Raw genomic sequence first — 19621 nt, 5'->3', positions numbered from 1 at the left:
GTTCTTCCCTTCACCCTGTTCCACCACGCTTCCAGGGAGGGAGTGTCTCCACTATCTGATCATCTGGCTCCGGAATCGACAAGCGAATATTCGCCGGGAAAATGACGAGATTCCGATAGGCTGGGTTGGCATCGATCAGCTTGTTCATCTGATACTCGCTGCCAAGCGTTTTTTTGGCTATCCCGTCCCACATCTCGCCCTGGCTCGTCACGTACTGTCTAGACACTGAACGAGACCCTCCTTCCCTGATGCTCAATCGATTTCAAGTAATCGAGCAGATTCTTCTTGTCCTCTTGCAAAATCGAAGAGAACGAATCAGGGTGAGCACCGTGAATGACAGGCGCATAAGACAGATGGATCACATTGCCGCCCGTGCTTTTTCCCAGGCCATCCCCCGCCTGCTTCCAGAAAGATCCGTCGGAATAGGTCCGATTCTCTTCGGCGGTCAGGACGCGTTCACCCTTATGCAGTTCAGCGATATAGCCGTCAAACGGGACATAGCTGAGGCCATTGGCATGAGAGCCGTCCATATCCAGGTTTCTGGCGAGTTTCTTTTCCTGCATCTTTCGAAGATAAACGGAGAGGTCCATCTTCAGTTCCTGCAAAAGCGGGAACGAAGTGCCCAATCTCTGGTTGATCATACTGATGAATTTGTTGATGTCTCGAATGTTGCTATTTACCATTTCTCTAAACCAGTTGGAGACTTTCACACACAGATCACTGGCTCCCTGCTTGAGCATGTCCCAGTTGTTGTAGAGTGTAAGTCCGGCTGCAATCAGGCTGCCGATCGGACCCGCAACAAGACCCAGTATGGGATTATTCTGCAAGGTCTGCCAAACTTGTGACACCATGTTCTTTACAGCCTCCCAGTTGTTGTAGAGATATACACCAGCCCCAACCAGTACCCCAATCGCTGTAATCACCATGCCAATCGGGTTCATCCGCATTGCCACATTGAGCAGCCGCTGGGCTATCGTCAATCGGGTGGTGGCTCCGGCCGCTGTCGTCTGTACTGCCGTTTGCCTGCCCAGGGCAAGATTGAGGCCGTTGGAAATCAGTTGTGCCTGCGTCCAGGCCAATTTCACGCCAGACCAGGCTGCACTCAGCCCGGCTGCGGTGGCAGCTCCTACCACGAGTGCCTGCGTCAGGTTCGGATATTTCTCCGCAAAAGCAGAGACCGTCTGAGCAGCAGTAGAAACGCCGCTTGCCACCTGACTGATGACCGGAAGCAGAGTGGTTCCCAAGGCGACAGAAGCCTCAGTCACACTGTTTTTCATCAGTAAAAGCTGATACGAAGCAGACTCCATCTGGGCTGAAAACGAGCGGTCCAGACCGCCCTTTCGCTGTTCGTCATTCAGCAAGGCAAGCTGCTCGCGATATTGCTGTGCGGCACTTGCCAGCTCCGTGATTTCATCTGCGGAATCCTGCCCGAAAAGCGCGGTCGCGACACCTGTCTGCTGTGCCTCATCCAGCTTGCCGAGGCCGTCCAGCATTTTCAGGATCGTGCCTTGCGCATCCTCTGCCATCCCTTTGTGCACCTGCTCGGCTGTCAATCCGAGCTGCTGCAAGGCGGTTTGAAACGCTTCCGGCTGTTTTTGCGCAGAAGCCATGACTTGAAGGAGCGTACCCGCTGCCGCCGATGCTTCTGACTCCGATTTGCCCAGCGACAAAAAGGTGCTGGCCAGCGCAGCAGCTTGGTGCTCCGTGAGCTTTACCTGACTGGCCGCCCCGCCGATGCTCGTAAGAACGTTGGCAATCTTCGCCCCATTTACCCCGGAAGCTGCACCCAAATGGAGCAGTGTATCTCCCAGATCATTCAGCTTGTCTGCCGGGAGAGCCATCACTTCGGAGAGTTTGGCCATCTGTGCCGTCATCTGTTCTGGTGCCGAACCGAACACCGTAGCCATTTTCACCGTGTCCCGGGTAAAAGCAATCACCTGATCATGCGGGACATTCATGCCCAAGCCAGCACGTACCATCCCTGCCAATTCGTTGGTTGCCACTGGAAGCTCCCGTCCCAGCATCTGGATACCCTTGCGCATCTGATCATAGACGGGTGTCAGCTTCCCTTGCTCATCGCGAGCCCCTTTGGTTTGAGCAGCGACGCCTATCATGGCTCCTTCAAATTGCAGGGCCGCCTGTCCTGCTGCCAGAAAGGGGCCCTTTACGGCTGCGATATGTCCGCGAAGCTGCGAAGCTTGATCCTGCAAAGCTTTCTGTCGCTCGGCCGCCGATTTTTGTACTTTATTGGTTTTCTCCATCTGCGCTTGCAATTGCTGCTGCGCGTTTTGATGGGCTTGAAGGGGTTTCCCACCGTTTTGAACCTCATTGTTAAAGTCCTTGAACCGCTTCGACAGATCTTTCACATGAACTTCCAGCCTTTTGACGTAAGCGATTGCCTTGTCGAACGATTTCTCAAAGCTTTTCGTCAAATTGGCTTGAATACTAACGGAGACCTTATTTTCATCCTTTGCCATTTACTCCCCCCCTTTACTGGCAATTTCTTTGGCCGTGATCACCCACTCGGCCAATTCATCGAGAGGCATCTCCAGAAAAAACGGGAGGGGCGTATAGCAGCCCCTCGCCATATTCCACATGACTTTTCTCAAGTTTCGGACGGACTGTTTGTCGGCAAAACCCATCCGTACAAAAAATTCTTCACCGTATTCATCACCATCAGAAAATCAGGCGCAGCGAGCTGCTGAATATCTTCGGGCAGCACACCCGATACTTTGGCCGCCACGATAGACAGCCCCTCGGAAGAAAACAGGGGGTCGGTGCTGATGTCCCCACGCAGTCTTGCTTCCCGCTCCGCCTGCACCAAATCGGCGCCTTTCAGCTCATTCATGTCCAGTTTCAAGGTTTCGACCGTTTGCCCATCCCTGAGCAGCGGTTTGCTCAATTTGATTTCCATTGTCTGCTTATCCTCCTTTACAGTCCAAGGGCTTGGCGCACATCTGCCAGGTAGTCTACGCCATCGATGACCGTGATGTAGTTGAGCTTGTCGATCTCCACCTGGTTTTTCCCGTCGATATCCAGCTTCAGGTACAAGACCTCGATTTCGGTGACGCCATCCGTCGATCCATTTGCTTCCAGCTTGCCTGGCTCTACCTTTGTCGGCGGCCCCTGCACCACGACCCGGACAGCCTGTGTTTTGTATTGGCCAGATGCGGCATCGTACACTTGAAACGCACCGCGGCAATCAAAGCGCTGTGCCTTCTGGCGCAGAAGGCTGATCATATCCTTGGTAACCGTGCGCCAGTTCAAGGTCAGCTTCATGCTTTGAAAATGGCCAATGGTCGGAGACTCGTACTCGCCGGCGATTCCTGCACCGCTTACTGTCTCTGTCATCGATTCAAAAGAAGGCAGCTGAATATCAGCTACCCCTTTCAGATCATTTGAACCATCTACATATACGCGGAAATTAATCAATCTTTCTGGAACTGTGTTTACTGCCATGCTTGATCCCTCCATTTTGAATTACGCCGCAAACAGGGCGCTCAGGTAGTTGACGTCAAACTCGAGTTGGAATTCAATATCTTCTGCCGGTACCGGCGGAGTGACGAACAGACGGAAGCGCACCATGCCATTCAAGAGGTCGGTCTGAGCATTGTCCTCCTGGCGGAATTCCACACGTCCGCCCAAAATGGCACCGCGAGCAGCCAGTCCATTCAGCCAAATATTGACCGAGTCGACAACGGTGTCAATCATCCGGCGGTTGGTAGGAGCATCCACAAACTGCCAGTAGGTCATGATCACTGTATTGCCAATCCAGTTGAACATACGACGGACCGGAATAAAGCTGTCTTTGACATCGGTAACGGCCGGATAGGCCGCGGTGCGATTCCCCCACAGCTTCCAGCCTCCAACCAGATTCAGCGCGGTTACGATGCCTTCTCCGTTCAGATAGGCAGCTTGGTCAGGGCCGAGCGTGATTTCGTCTCCCTTGGCATTGACCGCCCCGTTTGCTTGCAAATTCTTGTTGGACGGACTGACGTATGGGATATCATCGTTTTGGCTGTCCACTTTGCACAGAACGCCGGCAAACTGTGTGGACAGATGATAGACCTCCTCACCGAGCGGCACTTTTGGCCAGCAAGCAACCTGCAAGGCGTCCGTAAAGCTGTTGTCATTTTTCCATGCAGGGACGCCCGTATAATGATCGGCTCCCGCCTCCGAAGAATCCACATCCACTACCGAGATGGCTTTAAACAAGCCATTGATATTGCCTGCCTTTGCCTTCATCACGGCGGCCACGACAGGATCATGGCTCCAGCCTGGCGCGAGAATTTGTCCCGGGATGAGGCGGAACAGCGGGAACACTTGGTTCACCAGCTCCAGCCCGCTGCTTTTGCCTGTCTGTACATTGACTCCGCCGATGATATCCTGAGCGGTTACCTTCGCCGGGTCGAGGTGCGTGTAGGAAACGATCAGCGAAGCTTGTCCAGCCGGAATCACTCCTTCAGCCAGTCGGCTGATGATCACATGGCCTGCCTCATCAAATGCAGCCGTATAATCGATATTTTTTTGCAGGACTTCTCCCTCTGAGGCTGTCTTGACCACGAGCTTGTCCAGTAATACCCCGTCCTGTTCTAGCTTCGCTGTTCCTTGGAAAAGAGAAAGCTCGACGTCTGTTTGCTCTTTTTTGTGTTTCTGCGGGTCGAGAACGTTGATGAAGACGATCGGAGCCACATTGAACAACTGGAAGTGCGATTTCATAAATTCGCACAAGGTGTATTTGCTCCATTCTGCCGCGTACCCCAGCGCTTTTACTGCCTCTTCATAGGTGTAGGCAAGGAAGGGTTTGTTCACAAACTCCTGCGTCTGCGCTAGATGAACAGGTGCTGTCCCGATCACAACCGGCAGACCGGCCGCTACCCGGACGGGTGATACTACTGACGTGGGAACTTCTGAAAAACGTACTCCGTGTTTGTATGCCATTATGCAACACCGCCTTTTGAAATTTGGAGAGCTTCTTGAAACCATACATGGTAAGACGATCCCGCTTTTGTGATTTCCTTTAGGGTTTCGTCCAGTTTTTCCGCAGGGACAAACAACTGCTGGAGCGCCTGGCTGCCCGCAAACTGCTCTTGCAGATGAGCAGGCATGCCTCCGATAAACGCGTTCCCGTGATTCAGTCCCAGCTTGGGAAGATTGGGGCCGCAATAAATCAGCGTGCTCGGCTGATTGTGATTGCTTGCCTCGTGAACTTTTTTCTTACGCGATGCCATCTGTCACATCGCTCCTTTCGATTAATGTTTGGGGAATGTGTACGGTCAGTGTCAGGGACGCGGACCATTCCGGTGGCGCTTGCTCTTCCGGCATGCTTGTCTTCATCACCGGGTCAATAGAAAAGGCTCCGAAGAACTGTCGTTCTTGCAGAGCCTGGCGAATCCGGATCAGGACATTCATGCAATCACGCCAGCCGCTTTGCCCGTCTGAGCTGTGCGTGCCTGCCGTGATTTTTACTATCGCTTTGCTGCCATCATCCTCTACGTAGCGGACGGCTACATAGGGAAGTGGTGCCGTGATGGCGTTTGGTTCATCCTCGCTTTGCGGCGGTACTCTGTTTACAAAACCGCCAATGACCTCAGGTGCCTTCCTTTCTCCATCCGGGTCCCCTGTCTCCAAAAGGAAACCGGAAACGATGGGCTTGATCAATTTGACCAACTCGTCAACGAGTACAATCGGAGTCAGCGGTTCCTCACCTCCTTTCCATGCCAACCTGTTTTCTGTGAAAAATGGCGTGAAAAAACCACCCGGCTGCCCGAGTGGCTTTTTCTCTTGCCCTTTATCTTTCACGCTATCATCATAGCACGGTGAAAAGGAAAGAGGATTCCATTTCCCTGTCATAATCCTCTCAAAAATGTTTCACTTTGATGTACGGAAATACTTCTCCCCTCTTGTTTACGCAGACAGATAGCGGTCTTTCCCATCATTTTTGGAAGCGTCCACCATCAGGAGAACCCCGGTTATAATATGCATAATCATTCCTACAAATGGGATCCAGGCTACCAAAGAGGTGACAATCCCGAGAATCGAGCCGTATTTTGTCGTGCCTTGTTTGGCGGAAACCATGAGTGTTGCGATATGGAGCACAAGCATGACAAAGAGTGGAAACCAATAAAGACCTAAAATAATCGTAGCGCCTAGCACCGGAATTCCCAACAGGATTTCTAGGGAACCGGATATCCATTTTAAAATGCGTGCCGTAGACATCTGAGCCTCCTCCTTTTTCATTAGAATTGCTTTTTTGAATGAATGGAATAGATCGATAGCATCACCCCGCTGTGTCAAACTTCAACAAAAACCATCATTTTCCTGTCGTGTTTTATTATCTTATCTAAAAATACGAATAATCAAAATGTGATTCGAATAAATGAGTCACTTGGTTAAAAGCAGGCACCATTACTTTACTTTAATACAAAAAGGTTTGCCCAAAGAACAGGGGAATCAGCTTGCGCGCCAGTCAGAAATGCGGCGGAACAGACAAAACTGCCCAATAAGAAAACCCCCTGATGTCTCAGGAGGTTTAACAGTTTTATTCTCGGCTCGTGATCAATTCCGGCCGTCCACGAAGCAAAATCTTTTTCCCCAGAGGAGAGCGATAGAAACCGCGCTCCAGCAAGCCGAAGAGGGAGCCACTTGTCCAGTACAGCCCCAGTGCAACAGGCGCCTTCCAGAGAATCAGAAGAAAGACGACAACCATCACTAGCGAGCTGGCTATGCGCGGAAACAGAGGAGCATCCGTGACCATCTCACTGGTCAACGGGATCAGGCTGGTGACAAAAGTGAGTCCCGCAGCCAATGCTGGCAGGATATGCCACTGATCAACCTGGGCAAAGGAAGCGACCCAGGGAATAAAAGACGAAGACATGGAAGCGCCATGAGACAAAAACAAACCGTACATCGCCATGAAAATCGGCATTTGCAGAATGGATGTAGTAAACATCGAAAGCGGTTTAATCCCCGCCCGCTGATACAGCTTCATCGTCTCTTCCATCGCCTTTGCCTGATCCTCTTTATGCCGTTCCTGAATCAGCTTCAGCTCGGGTCGAATGAGAGCCTGCCGCATCGTTTGACGGGCTGTTCGCAAGCTGAGCGGAAAAAGCAAACCTCTCACAAACAGCGTCAAGAGAATGATCGCGATTCCCCAATCCTGTACGAAGTGAAACAAAACTTGAAGAATTGACGCCAACAGATCAATAACAGGTTGTACAAAGGTATACATTCTTCACCATTCCTCCTTGGGTGATTGCTTGTGTCAAACACGAACAAGAAGGAAAGTGAATTGGAATCATCGAGTGAACGGCTTCGCTCTTTTGGCGCAATCTTGCGGCGGACAAAGAGCAGCCTTGGATTGGTTGCCAACTGCCCGGATTCTTTATCCGGAAGCGGTGAATCTAGGGTGCTGTGCAGTTGGGCCGTACACAGCAGCGGCATGGCCGGTCCGCGAAACAGATGGGCTACCAGATAGCCCGAGAGACCCAGCGCCACGACCAGGAGCGTCATATCCAGAGAAAACTCCACAGCGTCACCCCCTGCCAAGCATATGGCCGATCCTCGTCACCGAAGTCGGACCTTGGTTTTCTCTACTTGAAGCATACCATAAAAATAGACTGATTCCCTACTGAAAAATCTCTCCTTCCTAATTACTGTCCTTCGATCACGATCTGTTGGATTGAACATCTGCTTAGATTTGATCCCTCACCGTGGCCCGTGCAACGAGGCTGCCGCGAGAAGAATCATGCTGCTCCTTTCCCGCTATTATTTTTGTCTAATCAATGAAATGACAGAAACTCGCATTATTTTCTTTTCCTATTTATATACTATTGATCAATTTTATTTGCTCGCTTTATCTTCATCGCTTCCACCCACAATTTTTTATAAGCAAGCACCGGCTTCTTCTCACTACGGCCACATTTCCACATTTTTAAAGGATAAGCCCCTCAACTTCTTAAAAACGCTACTTCATCTCCAAGAGACAGTAAAAAGCCGGCGGCTCTTAAATTAAGAACCACCGGCTTGGTTATGTGTAAAGAAATGGAGCCATCTTGCTACTTCTTAACGGACGGCTGAACACCTTCCGGGATCGGGCAAACATACGGCTTGCCGCCCATTCTTTGCCTTAGCTCTTCCTGCGCTTTTTCGATCAGCTCAGGATGCTGCAGCATATCGATAGCCGTGGACGCCATCACTTTTCCGGCGTGCAGCATGCCTTTATGTCCGATGGAGGTGCCCCCCAGCGACACCCATTGCCAGGAATGGAGCGTGGAACCGTTGACGAAGCAAGCGGTTGTGCATTGCGCGGTTGGTGTAATCCGGCTGACATCGCCGACGTCCGTGGAACCGTTAAGCGGAATCAGGTCGCCATTATACGGGTTCAGCCAGGTGACCATATCCGCATCTGGTCCACCAGGGAATTCTTTTTGCGAGGTTTGCAGCTCTTCCGGGCTCAACGTCGCACGTACGGCTTTGGCCAGCTTCAGCTCCTCCTCGTCGTGCACAGGAACTCCAAGCTCTTGGTAGTTGCGATACATAACCTCTTCCAGCGTCTGGTTTTGCACCAGATTGGAGCATGCTTTGTCGAAAACGATCTCTACCACGGTGCCGGTCATTAGAGCCGCCCCTTCGGCGATTTTGCATACTCGTTCGTAAATTTCCTGCACCTGCTGCACCTCGGGAGCACGCACCAGGTAGAGCACTTCCGCGTATGCCTGCACCACGTTGGGGGAAAGGCCGCCAGTATTGGTGACGGCATAATGGACGCGCGCTTCCGGGATGATATGCTCACGCAGGTAATTGACGCCGACGTTCATCAGCTCCACTGCATCGAGAGCGCTGCGGCCCAGATGCGGGCTGGCAGCGGCGTGAGAGCTTTTTCCTCTAAATTTGAAATACACCTGATAGTTGGCGAGCGAATCCATCGCCATGATGCTGTTATATCCCATCGGATGCCAGCACAGGGCGAAATCGACATCGTCAAACAGACCGGCACGCGCCATGAAGGTTTTGCCGGAGCCGCCTTCCTCACCCGGGCAACCGTAATAGCGAACCGTCCCCGAAATGTTATTTTCTTCCATGTACTGCTTAACCGCAACCGCTGCGGCCAGCGAGGCTGTACCGAGCAGATTATGCCCGCAACCGTGGCCATTTGCACCAGGGACCGCAGGTTCTTGTGTGGCCTGCCCTTTTTTCTGACTCATTCCGGACAGCGCGTCAAACTCACCCAGGATCGCGACGACCGGACTGCCAGTTCCAAAGCTTCCGACAAAGGCGGTTTTGATGCCGCCTACGCCTCTTTCTACCTGAAAGCCTTCGCGCTCCAGTGACTCCGCCAGCAGCTCGGCCGAGCGATATTCTTCAAAACGCGTTTCAGCAAAGTCCCAAATGCTGTCGCTTACTTTGATATAAGTATCCCGTTTTTGTTCGATCATTTCCGAAATTCGTTTTGTATGCATGAAGAAACATCCTTTCTATCCATATCTGTGGATTCGAGAGTGTCCAATAGAAGGGCTCCTCACGTCAAAAATCTCGTGGCAATGCGATGCAACAGTGCTACGGCACGCGGCAAAATTTCTTCCTGGATATCAAATTTGGGGTGGTGATGCGGTGCCGGAATATCGGTCCCGATCGCCATGTACGTGCCTTTTCCGCCCCGTTCCTGGACGCGCTTGATCATGAAGCTGGCGTCTTCACTGCCCATGGAATTGGAATCGCTCACTTTGAAGGAGGTAAAGCCTTCGACCGCCCGCGCTTCTTCCATAGCCAGCTCGGCAAGATCCAGGTCGCTGTTGATCGGAATCGCTCCTCCCACGACCTCGATTTCATAGTCCAGCTCATGCATCGCAGCACTGTGGGCGATAATCGTGCGGACACGCTGCTCCAGCTCTGCGTTGATCTCCTCAGCCACTGAACGGGTTTCCACGACCATTTTTGCGTACTGCGGAATGATATTGGCCGCCGTTCCGCCCTCCAGGACGCCTACGTTTACGCGTGTCGATCCTGTGCTGAAACGGGAAATGCCATGGATGTTCAACAGGGCAGTGGCTGCTCCCAGCAGAGCGTTTCGTCCTTTTTCCGGCGTGGCTCCTGCGTGGGAAGAAACACCGTGAAAATGAGCCACCATTTTGGTCGTCGCCAAAAATCCGAGGGAGGCCCCATGCACCTCGCCAAGCGGCACATTGGTCCCCAAATGATGGCAGAAAAGATAGTCTACATCATCGAGGTGGCCTTTTTGAACGATGGAGTAGGCACCGCGCACCCCTTCCTCCGCTGGTTGGAAAATCAGCTTGACCGTACCGGAGAAATTGCCATCGGCCAGCTTTTCCGCCAGTCCAAGACCAATCGTGGTATGACCGTCATGCGCACAGGCGTGCATGTTTCCCTCATAACGGGAGCGAAAGCCTTTTGCCTGCGGCACGTGGTCCATGTCGGTGCTTTCCAGGACGGGAAGTGCATCCATATCAAAGCGGAAGGCGACAGTCGGACCCTCTTTGCTTCCTTTTTTGATTCCGATAACCGCTGTGTACCCGCCCCGCATTTTTTCTACAATCTGCGGATTGGCTCCGTCCCGCAGCGCACGCTCATACGCGGCCTCCAAAACGTCTGCCGGCGGAAGACCCCGGCGCGCGTCACCATCCATCGCTTCCGGCCCTATCAGAACCTCATAACCCAGTGAAGCAAGGATTTCGGCTACCTTGGAGGCTGTGCGAAATTCTGTAAAACCAACCTCTGGGTGCATATGAAAATCTCTTCGTAGTGAAACTAGATCCAACATCCTTCATTCCCTCCTGTTTTCCGGGCGCTCTATCCGGTTTTACATTTTCGGATATACACCAGGTCCAATCGGCAGTCCAAGGAAATACCAGACAACCAAAAGCAGCGTCCAGACAATGAAGATAATAATCGGGTACGGCATGATCAAAGAATAGTAGGTTCCCAGTTTGGCATCCTTTTTGTACTCCTGCAAAAAGCCCAGGAAGAGCGGGATAAACGGTGACACGATAGCAAACGGGATGACAGACGAATCGGCGATCCGGAACGTGATTTGCGCAAATGCCGGATGGTAGCCAAGCGCCATGTACATCGGGATAAAGACCGGTGCCAGTAGCGACCAGATCGCGGAGCCGCTTGCAATGAACATACACAGGAATGCAGACAGAAATGCCAGTCCGATAATGACAGGTGCGCCCGTCATGTTCAAGTGCTCAAGCAAATCGGTAATAAACAGGGCCAAAAAGCTGCCCATATTGCTCCAGTTAAACATGGCGACGAATTGGGAGAGCGGGAAAACCATGATGATAAATCCTGCCATGCCCTTGATCGGATCGGTCAGCAGATCCGGGATGTCATTTTGCTTTTTGATCACGCCCACGCGAATACCGTAGGTGATCGCAACTGTGAAGAAGAACAGCAGAATGATCGGCACAATTCCTGAAATAAACGGCGATGGCACGACCGTTCCCAGTTTCGGATCACGCAGAAGCGCACCCTCTGGCACGACGAGAATCGCCATGACTGCGATAAAGACCAATGCGGAAATGCCAGCTGCACGCAGCCCTTTCTTTTGCACCGGGGAAAGATCCTCCAGCACATTCCCTTTAGGACCTTCGTACACACCTAATTTCGGTTCCACAAACTTGTCTGTCACAAAGCCAATTACCGCTGAGAGCAACAGCACAGAGACGGACATGAAGAACCAGTTGTCCAGCACACTTACCGTAACGGCCGGGTCGACGGATTTGGAAATCTCGGAGCTGATCCCGGAGAGCAATACGTCTGTCGTTACAATCAGCATATTGGCCGTAAAGCCTGACCCGACACCAGCGATGGCAGCCAATAGACCTGCGATCGGATTTCGTCCCACAGCCAGGAAGATCAAAGCTCCCAGCGGAGGCATAATCACGAAGGCAGCATCTGAAGACACATGGCTAAAAAAAGCGATGAAAGCGACCAGATAGCTTGCGTATTTTGCGTTTACCCGCAGAGACATCTTGCGGATAACCGCTTCCAAAAGTCCAACCTTTTCAGCTAATCCGACACCGAGCATCAGCGTCAGGATCGCACCCAATGGCAAGAAATTGGAAAAGTTTTTGATAATGTTGGGAAGCAGCCATTGAAGCCCCTCTTGGCTGAGCAGGTTTTTGACATGTACCTCTTCGTTCTTGATCGGATCCATCGCAGTAATGTTGAAGAACGAGAGTGCTGCCGTGACTACGAACAAAATCGCAATCAGATAGAGGAATAGCATGAATGGATTGGGCAGCTTGTTCCCGATCCTTTCCACCCACTTTAAAATGCCCATTCCCTGTTGCTCGTGTAAATCGGATTTAACTTGATGCGAATGCATTGAGCAATCCCCCTTGGCCCATTCTGTCTGTTTTCGTGAGTTTTTTCCTCGTCTTGTTTGATGTCTCGTTTCAAACGTACGCAATCAAAACTGAACGAGCGATCAATCCGACTGTAAGCATCAACATGTAAGCACTTTCTTACAGCGCGTTAAAAAAAGTCACCCTCTCCGCGTGGTTTCCCCAAAAACTCTCCATTATACGAACAAAAAGAGAAATTTTCGTTAAAACAATTATAATATTGCATTTTCCTTTTTTCAATAGAATTGTACGATTTATCTCAAAACAGAAACCGCTTCCATTCTCCAGCCCTTTCCGCTCCTATTCTCGAGCCTTTCTATTCCTTTTCCTTTTTTTCCTTTCAAACATTCACAGCCATAAGCCTCTAAGCGTTGGCCGTACCCTATCATACAGTGTCAGGCAGGCACTCACGCCGCTATACCATCCTGTACATGTTAGAAAAACTTGGCTTATCGCCAAATCAAATAGCGAAAGCCTTAGTTTTTCTTATACTTTCATCATTTAACGCGTTAGCGAAATTGAACTTTCCGAAAGTACAAAAAAGCCAATCCCCAAAAAGAGATTGGCTTTTCTTATATTTCTTCATTATTTTTTCAACTGATACATCTTCTTCGGCCGTCCTCGTGTCGCCTGAAGCTCTTCTCCCCGATACTCGGCCAAACCGTGTTCGCACAGGCTGCCCAAGATACGCTGGGCATTTCGCACCGTCATCGACAAGTACGAAGCGATGTCCGAGGTGGTAAATGAAGTCCAGCCCATTCGCTGAACCAGCGCTTCGATTTTATGATAGGTTTTGACGCTGACATTTGCCTTGTTCAGCTTTTCCAACAGGTCTTTGTCACTGGAGCGGTAGGCGTAGGCAATCTGTTCGTTTTCCCCTACTGTTTCCACGATCACACCGTCATCCTGGACGATCACGATCCCGTAGCCATTGCGTTCTTTTGCATGCTGGATCGCTTTGCGTGCGTTGCTTTCTGCTGAAAAAGCCGTCTCGCCAAAACCGATGCCGACCGCGACCGGAACATCGGCATCAAGCGACAATTGCTGTACCGTGGTGCGCAGCATGTCAATTTCCCGTTCGATGGCGCCGCGAGAGCTAAAGATCTGGTAGCGTCCATTTCCGTTGGCCATCAGCGAGCCGTCCAGTCTTTCGCAGAGATGGAGCAGCACTTGTCTCACTTTCAGCTCCAGGTTTTGCAAATGGTAGCGGGCCGTTGACTTTTCGGCAATCGTGTCAAATTGCTCCAGCTCGATAATTTCGACGCCGATCTGCGTATCTTTGAAATAGGAGCTTCTCGCTTTTTCAATCACCATCTTCATCGCTTGGCGAATTTCCATTTTCGTCATAAAAATGCGGTATACGGGGATACCTTCACTTCGCAGCTTGCGTTCAACGGTAGCGAGTGTGGTAAAAGCTCCCTGTGTCTTCCCGGCCCGCCAGAGCTGCACGTGAAAATCGGCAATTTTCTGCGCATCATAATGCTCATCATACGTCAGCACATGCTGGTCAATATCGGGAATCCCCAGCTCCGCCAACTGCTCATGCAGGAACATCCCTTCCGAATTGATCATATCAATGGAGACTCTTTTCACGGCTACATCATGGTCGATAGACAGTTGAATAAAGCATCGATACAAATTGGAGCCCGTCGGCGGGCAATACACCATATTGGCATCGGGGCTCAGCACATTTTTGGCGATGGTGAACGGAATCGGACCGGAGAAAAACCAGCCGTTGAAATCGGGGCTGCGCTCCATCACAATTTGGCTCACTTCTTTGGCATCTTCATATACAATCGGAACGAACTCGATTTCATGTTCAAACTCGTTGGCCACAGCCATGATCCGCTCGACAGAAGGAAGCGGTCCAACAACACCGATTCGATACATACTTATTCTCTATCTCCTGTCTTGTTGGAATAGTCTTTCATTCCTACTATATCAAACGTCCAGGCGGAAACCAACGGGGAGCTTATCAGCTTTCTTTAGCCGCTGATGCTCTTTCCTTCCCTCTTTGACCAAACCTGCTGCTCCCCCATCGAAGTACAGAACGTGATTGATCTTTTGCCGAACCGAATCGGCTACTACCTGCTGACGTCAACCATGTCGGTCTACGAAGCCCGGATCAGATTCATCGACTCTGACGACGCTGCCCGTTTCCTTTTGCACGCTGCCGAAAACAGACTGCTTGGTCCGTACAACGCTGGTTCTCCTGGCGACATTTCTCTGCAAGAACTGCTGGACCGTATTTCTGCTGCAACGGGAAAGGAAGCACTCATCACCGACTCAAGTAACTCTCGTTCCCGCTCTCCCTACGATGTCGGCCATTCCTTCTCCCTGGATGTCAGCAAAGCGGTCTCGTCGGGCTTCCGTTTCCGCTGGCTAGATGATATTCTGAAGGAGTTAATTCCGTATTTTTTACAGAGACGATAACGACTTGTCGCCCTCCCCCCTTCTTCTGTCCATAAAAGAGGTCCGATCGCAGTCGGCAGGATCATTCTCCGCTGCTGATCTGATCATTTGCGACGAGTGTTGTCTGAAAGGAGGCATTGCGCATGGGTTTGCTAAAAGATCTGGGAATGAAGGCAGGCGAAGTCACCGGACTTGTTCTCGGCGGGTCCGTCCGTGTAGTGGGAGAACTGACAGAGACGGTCACCGGCAGCAAGTCTGCGGGCCGTTTTATCAAAGAGATCGGCAACGGCGTCGAACATGCGACGAAATTCACAGGCAAAACCGCTGGTGAAATCGCGAGCGGCACATGGGATATGGCTGCCGGCGTCCTCACACAGGATCAGCAGCAGTTCGAAGACGGTTGTCATGATGTCGGGGAAGCCGTCACCACCACCGTAAATGGAGTTGGGCGAACATTTTGCCACGTTGTGGAAAATGGGGCCAACGTTGTAAACGGGCTGAAAGACCACGACGAAGAGCTCATGCAAAAAGGCGCAAAGGGCCTGGTATACGCAGCTGCCATCGGAGCGATCGCTGTCGGCGTTGTCGATATGCTGGGCGGCGATGGAGTTCCACTGGCGGAAGATGCCGATGACGCAAGCCATTTGTAAACCCCTTACCCGATGAAACAGTCTGGTAACGAATACCTCGCTGACTACCTTGTCGGCATAAAGGAACAGAGCCGATTTTCCTGAATACCGGAAATCGGCTCTTAACTTGCTTGCTGACCAGCTTGCCAGCATCTGCCCCCACAGCGGAAGCCATCTCCAATCTCCAGCAACGAAAAGCGCTAATCTCGTATGCCAGTCTCATGTTCTGATTTTGTGCCCCGATCTCCAGTGAATGCGGCAAACTACCAGCCGCACCTCATGGCATCGGCTCCGCAGTCATGGCTTCCTTCGGCAGTGTCAGTTCTGGCTCTTCATGCTCCTCCAGCAGCGTAATGCGATAGGACAAACGCTCACGACTCTTGATAATCGAAGGCTTCAGCTCCGCATCCAGCTTCAGCGATTTCACCTTTCCTGTCTGTTCATCCAGCTGCACCTGCATATGCGCCCGGATCACATCGTCGACATGAATCCCGTGAATGTCATCGCGAAACGGCTGAAGTGTCAAGCTGTACATGCCCTCTTTCGTCTGCTCAATGCTTTCCGCTTCCCCGAGCATGCGAAGCCAAAAGGCAAACGGATCGCGCAATCCCTCCAACTCCCCCACGGATGGATGGTTGTAGGCTGCTTTGTTCCAGATCCCGCTGTTTTCGGAGTAGAGATAAACAGCTTCAGGGTGAAAGTACACCTGCAACCGAAAGTCTTCCGTGTCCGTAAGCCGGGAACGAAGCGATACCTTTGCCAGACGAGGAGAAGATTGGGCATGCGTCTGGACACTGCTTTCCATCCGGCCGTCCACAACGACTTGTTCACTCAGAAAATAGGCCTCTTTGCTCTGGGCACTGGAAAGAAGGCGATGCAGCCGCAACAACTGCTCTTCTTCACGGCTGGCCGATTGGGTATACGAAAAGGCAAACAGGCTTACCCACACAAGCAGCATCAGTCCCGCTACTCGCCATCTACGTAATGTAGCCATTCAAGTCATACCCCTCTTTTTCTTCCCAATACCCCAATCCGCGCTGCTCGGTAAACTCGATGCGATTCAGCCATTTGATCGATTTGTACCCGTACATATCGGGATGAACCAGGCGCAGCGGTGACCCCTGTTGCGGCGACAGCGGCTGCCCGTCAAGCTCAAAGGCAAGCAGCACATTGTCCTGCAAAAGCTGCGACAACTCGTACGTCTCCGTATACAACTGATCCGCACTGTACATTTTCACGTAGATGCCTGCCGGATCTGGCTGTACCCATTCGATCAGCGCAGAAAACGGAACACCCTTCCACTCCACCTGTGTCACACTCCAGCCCGTGACGCAGTGAAAATCTTTGGTCATTTCGCGGACCGGCAGACTGACCAGTTCATTGAACGTAAACTCATGTTGTTGTTTGACGATCCCGTCGATTTGCAGCCGCCATTCCTCCGGGTCAAAGCTCGGGTTTTCGCTGCGAACCGAGTAAATGCGAAAATAGCCGCGCCGCTTTCCTGCATCCAGCTGTTCCCGAAACGCCTGCGTCAACGGCTGAAACCAGCGCAGCACACCGCCGAACAGAAATGACGTCAGACCGCCGACGAACAAAAGAATGACTTCTCGCCGCGTCAAGAGCTTGCTGCCAGGCGTATCCGCACTTTTTTCGGCCAAGGTACGGAAAGCTCCCTTCTGATCCGGCACGATCGCGGGCGAGGTCGGCAATACGGTCCGCTGTCTGTCTTTTCTTGCGTACCACAGAGCGATATGTCCCAGCACCCAGGGAATGATCAAGAGGCTGAGCAGATCGTGCAGCAGCGAGGCAAATTGCCTGAGTCCCAAATAATTGGTATCGTTTATCCACAAATAAATGCCGCTCAATCCCCAGCCGAGCCCCAGCGAAAACTGGAGGCAGACATGAAAAGTCTTGGTCCAGCGCGGATCGCGCCGCAGGTAGCGAATCATCGGAACGAGCGCATACAGCAGCAATAGCAGGTAGAGAAGTCCGATGCCAATATGGACAGAGCGGAGCAAATGTACCCACCCTGACAAAAGGGAGCGCAGTCCGGGCAGGTACAGACAGGCACCGGTTGCAAGCAAGCAAAGCAGCACAATTGCGTGAACTGCGTGCAGGGATCGATACCACTGTTTACTTTTCATAGACCTCGCCGTTCACTGTATGCAGCAGCTTTTCTCCGGCCAGCCCGCGCAAAATGTTTTCTGCGGTCATCATCGCCATTTTTGTTCGTGTAGCGATGCTGGCACTGCCGATATGAGGAGCCACTACTACATTGTCGAGGGACAGGAGCGGATGATCTGCCCGGATGGGTTCCTGCTCAAATACGTCCAGGCCGGCTGCCCATATGCGTTTTTCCTTCAACACCAGGTACAGCGCTTCCTCGTCCACATTTGTGCCGCGTGAGGAATTGATGAAAATCGCGTTTGGCTTCATCAGAGAAAACTCCCGCTCTCCCATCAGCTTGCGCGTCTCCTGCGAGGCCGGTGCCATCAGCACCACGTAATCCGCTTCGCGCAGCAAATCATCCAGCTCGCGGCATTTCGCACCCAGCGCGGCTTCCGCCTCTGGCCTGCGGCTCCGGTTGTGATAGAGAATTTTCATGTCAAAGCCCGTGGCACGTTTGGCTACGGCTTCCCCGATTCGGCCCATGCCGATAATCCCGATCGTAGCCCCGTAAATATCCTGTCCGGTCAACAGCATCGGCGACCAGCTTTTCCATTTGTCTTCACGGACAAAGCGATCCGCTTCCGGTATCCGTCTGGCCGTTGCCATCAGCAGTGAAAACGTTAGATCAGCCGTCGTTTCTGTCAGGACACCAGGGGTATGTCCGACCGGAATCCCGCGGCGAGTTGCCTCTTTGACGTCAATATTGTCGTAGCCGACTGCCATCGTCGCCACCACCTGCAAGGCCGGGGCAGCATCCAGGACCGTCTTGTTAATCGAATCGGCAACATTGGTAAAGATTGCTGCTGCATCTCGAACCTCTGCAAGCAAAACGTCCTGCGGAATGGACTCTTCATCGGAATCCCATACATAGACCTCAGCGCGTGATTTCAAAAGCTCAAGCACTTCTTGCGGAATTTTCCTCGTTACCACAATCTTTTTGCTATTCACGGGAAATCACTCCTTCAGTTTATAGGGAAAAAGACAGCAGATTGATTCTTCTCTCTGCTGTCTTCTTCTTGTTTGTGTCTTATGCACGCTTGGGCGCCAGTTCAATGGCCTGGCGAATCGCTTCTTTCAGGCTGAGCTCATCGGCAACGCCTGTGCCGGCGATGTCAAAAGCCGTTCCATGATCCACGCTTGTGCGAATAATCGGCAGTCCCACCGTGATGTTGACCCCGGCTTCCAGTCCCAGCACTTTAACCGGGCCGTGACCCTGGTCATGGTACATCGCCACTACGATATCAAAATCTCCGCGAACGGTGCGGAAAAACAACGTATCTGCAGGCAGCGGGCCGACGACTTCAATCCCCTCCTGCTGCGCCTTTTCAACAGCGGGAACGATTTTCTCTTCTTCTTCGCCATAGCCGAACAAACCGTTCTCGCCGGCGTGCGGATTGATCCCGCATACGCAGATGCGCGGCTTGGCATAGCCAGCTTTTTGCAAAGTTTCATGGGCCAGTCGGATTACTTTGTAGACACGATCCGGCGTAATTTTTTTCACGGCATCGATCAATCCAATATGCGTCGTCACATGAATCACTTTCAGCTTGGGTGCCGACAGCATCATCGAGTAGTCTTCGGTGTCAGTCAGTTTGGCCAGAATCTCCGTATGTCCGGGATAGATGTGGCCGCCCTTGTGAAGTGCTTCTTTGTTCAACGGTGCTGTACAAATGGCATCAATCTGCTTTTCATTCGCAAGCGCAATCGCCTTTTCCAGATAGCGAAACGCTGCATTGCCCGCTTCTGCTGAAACAACCCCAAACGGCAGATCAGCAGGCAGCAGGTTCAGGTCAAGGCATTCGACAACTCCTGGCTGGAATGTCGCTTCTTCGACCGATTGGATCGTACGGACGACCAGATCTGCCTGAACAATCTCTTTGACGCGTTCCAGCATTTTGGCGTCGCCAACCACGAATGGACGGCATGCGTCATACACTGCTGGGTCCTTCAGCGACTTCATGATGATTTCCGGACCTACGCCGGCAGCGTCACCCATCGTAATGGCAATAATCGGTTTGTTGTTCATCGTCATAGCTTCTT

The 19621-nt window shown here is 51.9% G+C and carries 20 protein-coding genes; 2 read left to right on the top strand and 18 right to left on the bottom strand.

Annotated elements, in window-relative coordinates:
• Positions 1 to 10: 10 nt before the first annotated feature.
• From NDK47_RS09305 to NDK47_RS09240, 14 genes are all read right to left on the bottom strand, one after another.
• Entirely contained in the window at positions 11 to 226 is a 216-nt protein-coding gene (locus NDK47_RS09305) for a tail protein X (RefSeq protein ID WP_251874550.1), read from the bottom strand.
• Positions 219 to 2477, bottom strand: a complete 2259-nt coding sequence (locus tag NDK47_RS09300) for a phage tail tape measure protein (RefSeq protein WP_251874549.1) — start codon at positions 2475 to 2477, stop codon at positions 219 to 221. The genes NDK47_RS09305 and NDK47_RS09300 overlap by 8 nt, the downstream gene beginning before the upstream one ends.
• A 128-nt stretch (positions 2478 to 2605) precedes the next feature.
• A complete protein-coding gene (locus tag NDK47_RS09295; RefSeq protein ID WP_251874548.1) occupies positions 2606 to 2914 on the bottom strand; it encodes a phage tail assembly protein in 309 nt (102 codons plus the stop codon).
• A gap of 17 nt (positions 2915 to 2931) precedes the next feature.
• The gene (locus NDK47_RS09290; RefSeq protein ID WP_251874547.1) at positions 2932 to 3459 is read right to left on the bottom strand and encodes a phage major tail tube protein; all 528 of its coding nucleotides are present in this window, start codon (positions 3457 to 3459) and stop codon (positions 2932 to 2934) included.
• 21 nt (positions 3460 to 3480) lie between these two features.
• Positions 3481 to 4941: a phage tail sheath family protein gene (locus NDK47_RS09285; protein ID WP_251874546.1), complete on the bottom strand. Its 1461-nt coding sequence runs from the start codon at positions 4939 to 4941 to the stop codon at positions 3481 to 3483.
• The gene (locus NDK47_RS09280) at positions 4941 to 5231 is read right to left on the bottom strand and encodes a hypothetical protein (RefSeq protein ID WP_251874545.1); all 291 of its coding nucleotides are present in this window, start codon (positions 5229 to 5231) and stop codon (positions 4941 to 4943) included. The genes NDK47_RS09285 and NDK47_RS09280 overlap by 1 nt, the downstream gene beginning before the upstream one ends.
• Complete coding sequence (locus NDK47_RS09275; protein WP_251874544.1) at positions 5218 to 5802, bottom strand: hypothetical protein; 585 nt, start codon at positions 5800 to 5802, stop codon at positions 5218 to 5220. Before NDK47_RS09275 ends, NDK47_RS09280 begins: the two co-directional genes overlap by 14 nt.
• A 105-nt stretch (positions 5803 to 5907) precedes the next feature.
• Entirely contained in the window at positions 5908 to 6219 is a 312-nt protein-coding gene (locus tag NDK47_RS09270; RefSeq protein WP_251874543.1) for a hypothetical protein, read from the bottom strand.
• Between the two features lie 322 nt (positions 6220 to 6541).
• Positions 6542 to 7231, bottom strand: a complete 690-nt coding sequence (locus NDK47_RS09265) for a YidC/Oxa1 family membrane protein insertase (RefSeq protein ID WP_251874542.1) — start codon at positions 7229 to 7231, stop codon at positions 6542 to 6544.
• Complete coding sequence (locus NDK47_RS09260; protein ID WP_251874541.1) at positions 7132 to 7530, bottom strand: hypothetical protein; 399 nt, start codon at positions 7528 to 7530, stop codon at positions 7132 to 7134. The genes NDK47_RS09265 and NDK47_RS09260 overlap by 100 nt, the downstream gene beginning before the upstream one ends.
• Before the next feature lie 527 nt (positions 7531 to 8057).
• Entirely contained in the window at positions 8058 to 9461 is a 1404-nt protein-coding gene (locus tag NDK47_RS09255; protein WP_251874540.1) for a M20 family metallopeptidase, read from the bottom strand.
• A 59-nt stretch (positions 9462 to 9520) separates the two neighbouring features.
• Positions 9521 to 10780 carry an amidohydrolase gene (locus NDK47_RS09250; RefSeq protein ID WP_251874539.1) on the bottom strand — a complete coding sequence of 420 codons (1260 nt, stop codon included), beginning with the start codon at positions 10778 to 10780 and terminating at the stop codon, positions 9521 to 9523.
• A gap of 39 nt (positions 10781 to 10819) precedes the next feature.
• A complete protein-coding gene (locus tag NDK47_RS09245) occupies positions 10820 to 12352 on the bottom strand; it encodes an AbgT family transporter (protein WP_251874538.1) in 1533 nt (510 codons plus the stop codon).
• 604 nt (positions 12353 to 12956) lie between these two features.
• Entirely contained in the window at positions 12957 to 14261 is a 1305-nt protein-coding gene (locus NDK47_RS09240) for a helix-turn-helix domain-containing protein (protein ID WP_251874537.1), read from the bottom strand.
• A 162-nt stretch (positions 14262 to 14423) separates the two neighbouring features.
• On the opposite strand from NDK47_RS09240, the gene NDK47_RS09235 reads away from it, so the two are divergent.
• Both NDK47_RS09235 and NDK47_RS09230 read left to right on the top strand, forming a co-directional pair.
• Positions 14424 to 14804: an NAD-dependent epimerase/dehydratase family protein gene (locus tag NDK47_RS09235; RefSeq protein ID WP_251874536.1), complete on the top strand. Its 381-nt coding sequence runs from the start codon at positions 14424 to 14426 to the stop codon at positions 14802 to 14804.
• A gap of 122 nt (positions 14805 to 14926) precedes the next feature.
• Positions 14927 to 15433, top strand: coding sequence for a hypothetical protein (locus NDK47_RS09230; RefSeq protein ID WP_251874535.1), 507 nt, complete (start codon positions 14927 to 14929; stop codon positions 15431 to 15433).
• Positions 15434 to 15689: 256 nt separating this feature from the next.
• On the opposite strand, the gene NDK47_RS09225 is transcribed toward NDK47_RS09230, so the two are convergent.
• The 4 genes from NDK47_RS09225 to pdxA all read right to left on the bottom strand — a co-directional run bounded on the left by NDK47_RS09225 (position 15690) and on the right by pdxA (position 19613).
• Entirely contained in the window at positions 15690 to 16406 is a 717-nt protein-coding gene (locus tag NDK47_RS09225; RefSeq protein WP_251874534.1) for a hypothetical protein, read from the bottom strand.
• Positions 16390 to 17556 carry a molybdopterin-dependent oxidoreductase gene (locus NDK47_RS09220; protein WP_251874533.1) on the bottom strand — a complete coding sequence of 389 codons (1167 nt, stop codon included), beginning with the start codon at positions 17554 to 17556 and terminating at the stop codon, positions 16390 to 16392. Before NDK47_RS09220 ends, NDK47_RS09225 begins: the two co-directional genes overlap by 17 nt.
• Complete coding sequence (locus tag NDK47_RS09215; protein WP_251874532.1) at positions 17546 to 18529, bottom strand: 2-hydroxyacid dehydrogenase; 984 nt, start codon at positions 18527 to 18529, stop codon at positions 17546 to 17548. The genes NDK47_RS09220 and NDK47_RS09215 overlap by 11 nt, the downstream gene beginning before the upstream one ends.
• Positions 18530 to 18608: 79 nt before the next feature.
• Entirely contained in the window at positions 18609 to 19613 is a 1005-nt protein-coding gene (pdxA, locus tag NDK47_RS09210) for a 4-hydroxythreonine-4-phosphate dehydrogenase PdxA (RefSeq protein WP_407653399.1), read from the bottom strand.
• Between the last annotated feature and the right edge of the window lie 8 nt (positions 19614 to 19621).

This window comes from Brevibacillus ruminantium (genome assembly GCF_023746555.1).
GTDB lineage: Bacteria > Bacillota > Bacilli > Brevibacillales > Brevibacillaceae > Brevibacillus > Brevibacillus ruminantium.
Note: the sequence above shows the minus strand (reverse complement) of the source record. Positions and strands in the feature narration are given on the sequence as shown.

What these genes read in the sequence shown, in the direction of transcription:
- NDK47_RS09265 (WP_251874542.1), bottom strand. Translation starts at nt 7,231, where the DNA reads ATGTATACCTTTGTACAACCTGTTATTGATCTGTTGGCGTCAATTCTT.
- NDK47_RS09240 (WP_251874537.1), bottom strand. Translation starts at nt 14,261, where the DNA reads ATGTATCGAATCGGTGTTGTTGGACCGCTTCCTTCTGTCGAGCGGATC.
- NDK47_RS09300 (WP_251874549.1), bottom strand. Translation starts at nt 2,477, where the DNA reads ATGGCAAAGGATGAAAATAAGGTCTCCGTTAGTATTCAAGCCAATTTG.
- NDK47_RS09255 (WP_251874540.1), bottom strand. Translation starts at nt 9,461, where the DNA reads ATGCATACAAAACGAATTTCGGAAATGATCGAACAAAAACGGGATACT.
- NDK47_RS09250 (WP_251874539.1), bottom strand. Translation starts at nt 10,780, where the DNA reads ATGTTGGATCTAGTTTCACTACGAAGAGATTTTCATATGCACCCAGAG.
- NDK47_RS09280 (WP_251874545.1), bottom strand. Translation starts at nt 5,231, where the DNA reads ATGGCATCGCGTAAGAAAAAAGTTCACGAGGCAAGCAATCACAATCAG.
- pdxA (WP_407653399.1), bottom strand. Translation starts at nt 19,613, where the DNA reads ATGACGATGAACAACAAACCGATTATTGCCATTACGATGGGTGACGCT.
- NDK47_RS09245 (WP_251874538.1), bottom strand. Translation starts at nt 12,352, where the DNA reads ATGCATTCGCATCAAGTTAAATCCGATTTACACGAGCAACAGGGAATG.
- NDK47_RS09295 (WP_251874548.1), bottom strand. Translation starts at nt 2,914, where the DNA reads ATGGAAATCAAATTGAGCAAACCGCTGCTCAGGGATGGGCAAACGGTC.
- NDK47_RS09220 (WP_251874533.1), bottom strand. Translation starts at nt 17,556, where the DNA reads ATGAAAAGTAAACAGTGGTATCGATCCCTGCACGCAGTTCACGCAATT.
- NDK47_RS09230 (WP_251874535.1), top strand. Translation starts at nt 14,927, where the DNA reads ATGGGTTTGCTAAAAGATCTGGGAATGAAGGCAGGCGAAGTCACCGGA.
- NDK47_RS09225 (WP_251874534.1), bottom strand. Translation starts at nt 16,406, where the DNA reads ATGGCTACATTACGTAGATGGCGAGTAGCGGGACTGATGCTGCTTGTG.
- NDK47_RS09290 (WP_251874547.1), bottom strand. Translation starts at nt 3,459, where the DNA reads ATGGCAGTAAACACAGTTCCAGAAAGATTGATTAATTTCCGCGTATAT.
- NDK47_RS09270 (WP_251874543.1), bottom strand. Translation starts at nt 6,219, where the DNA reads ATGTCTACGGCACGCATTTTAAAATGGATATCCGGTTCCCTAGAAATC.
- NDK47_RS09285 (WP_251874546.1), bottom strand. Translation starts at nt 4,941, where the DNA reads ATGGCATACAAACACGGAGTACGTTTTTCAGAAGTTCCCACGTCAGTA.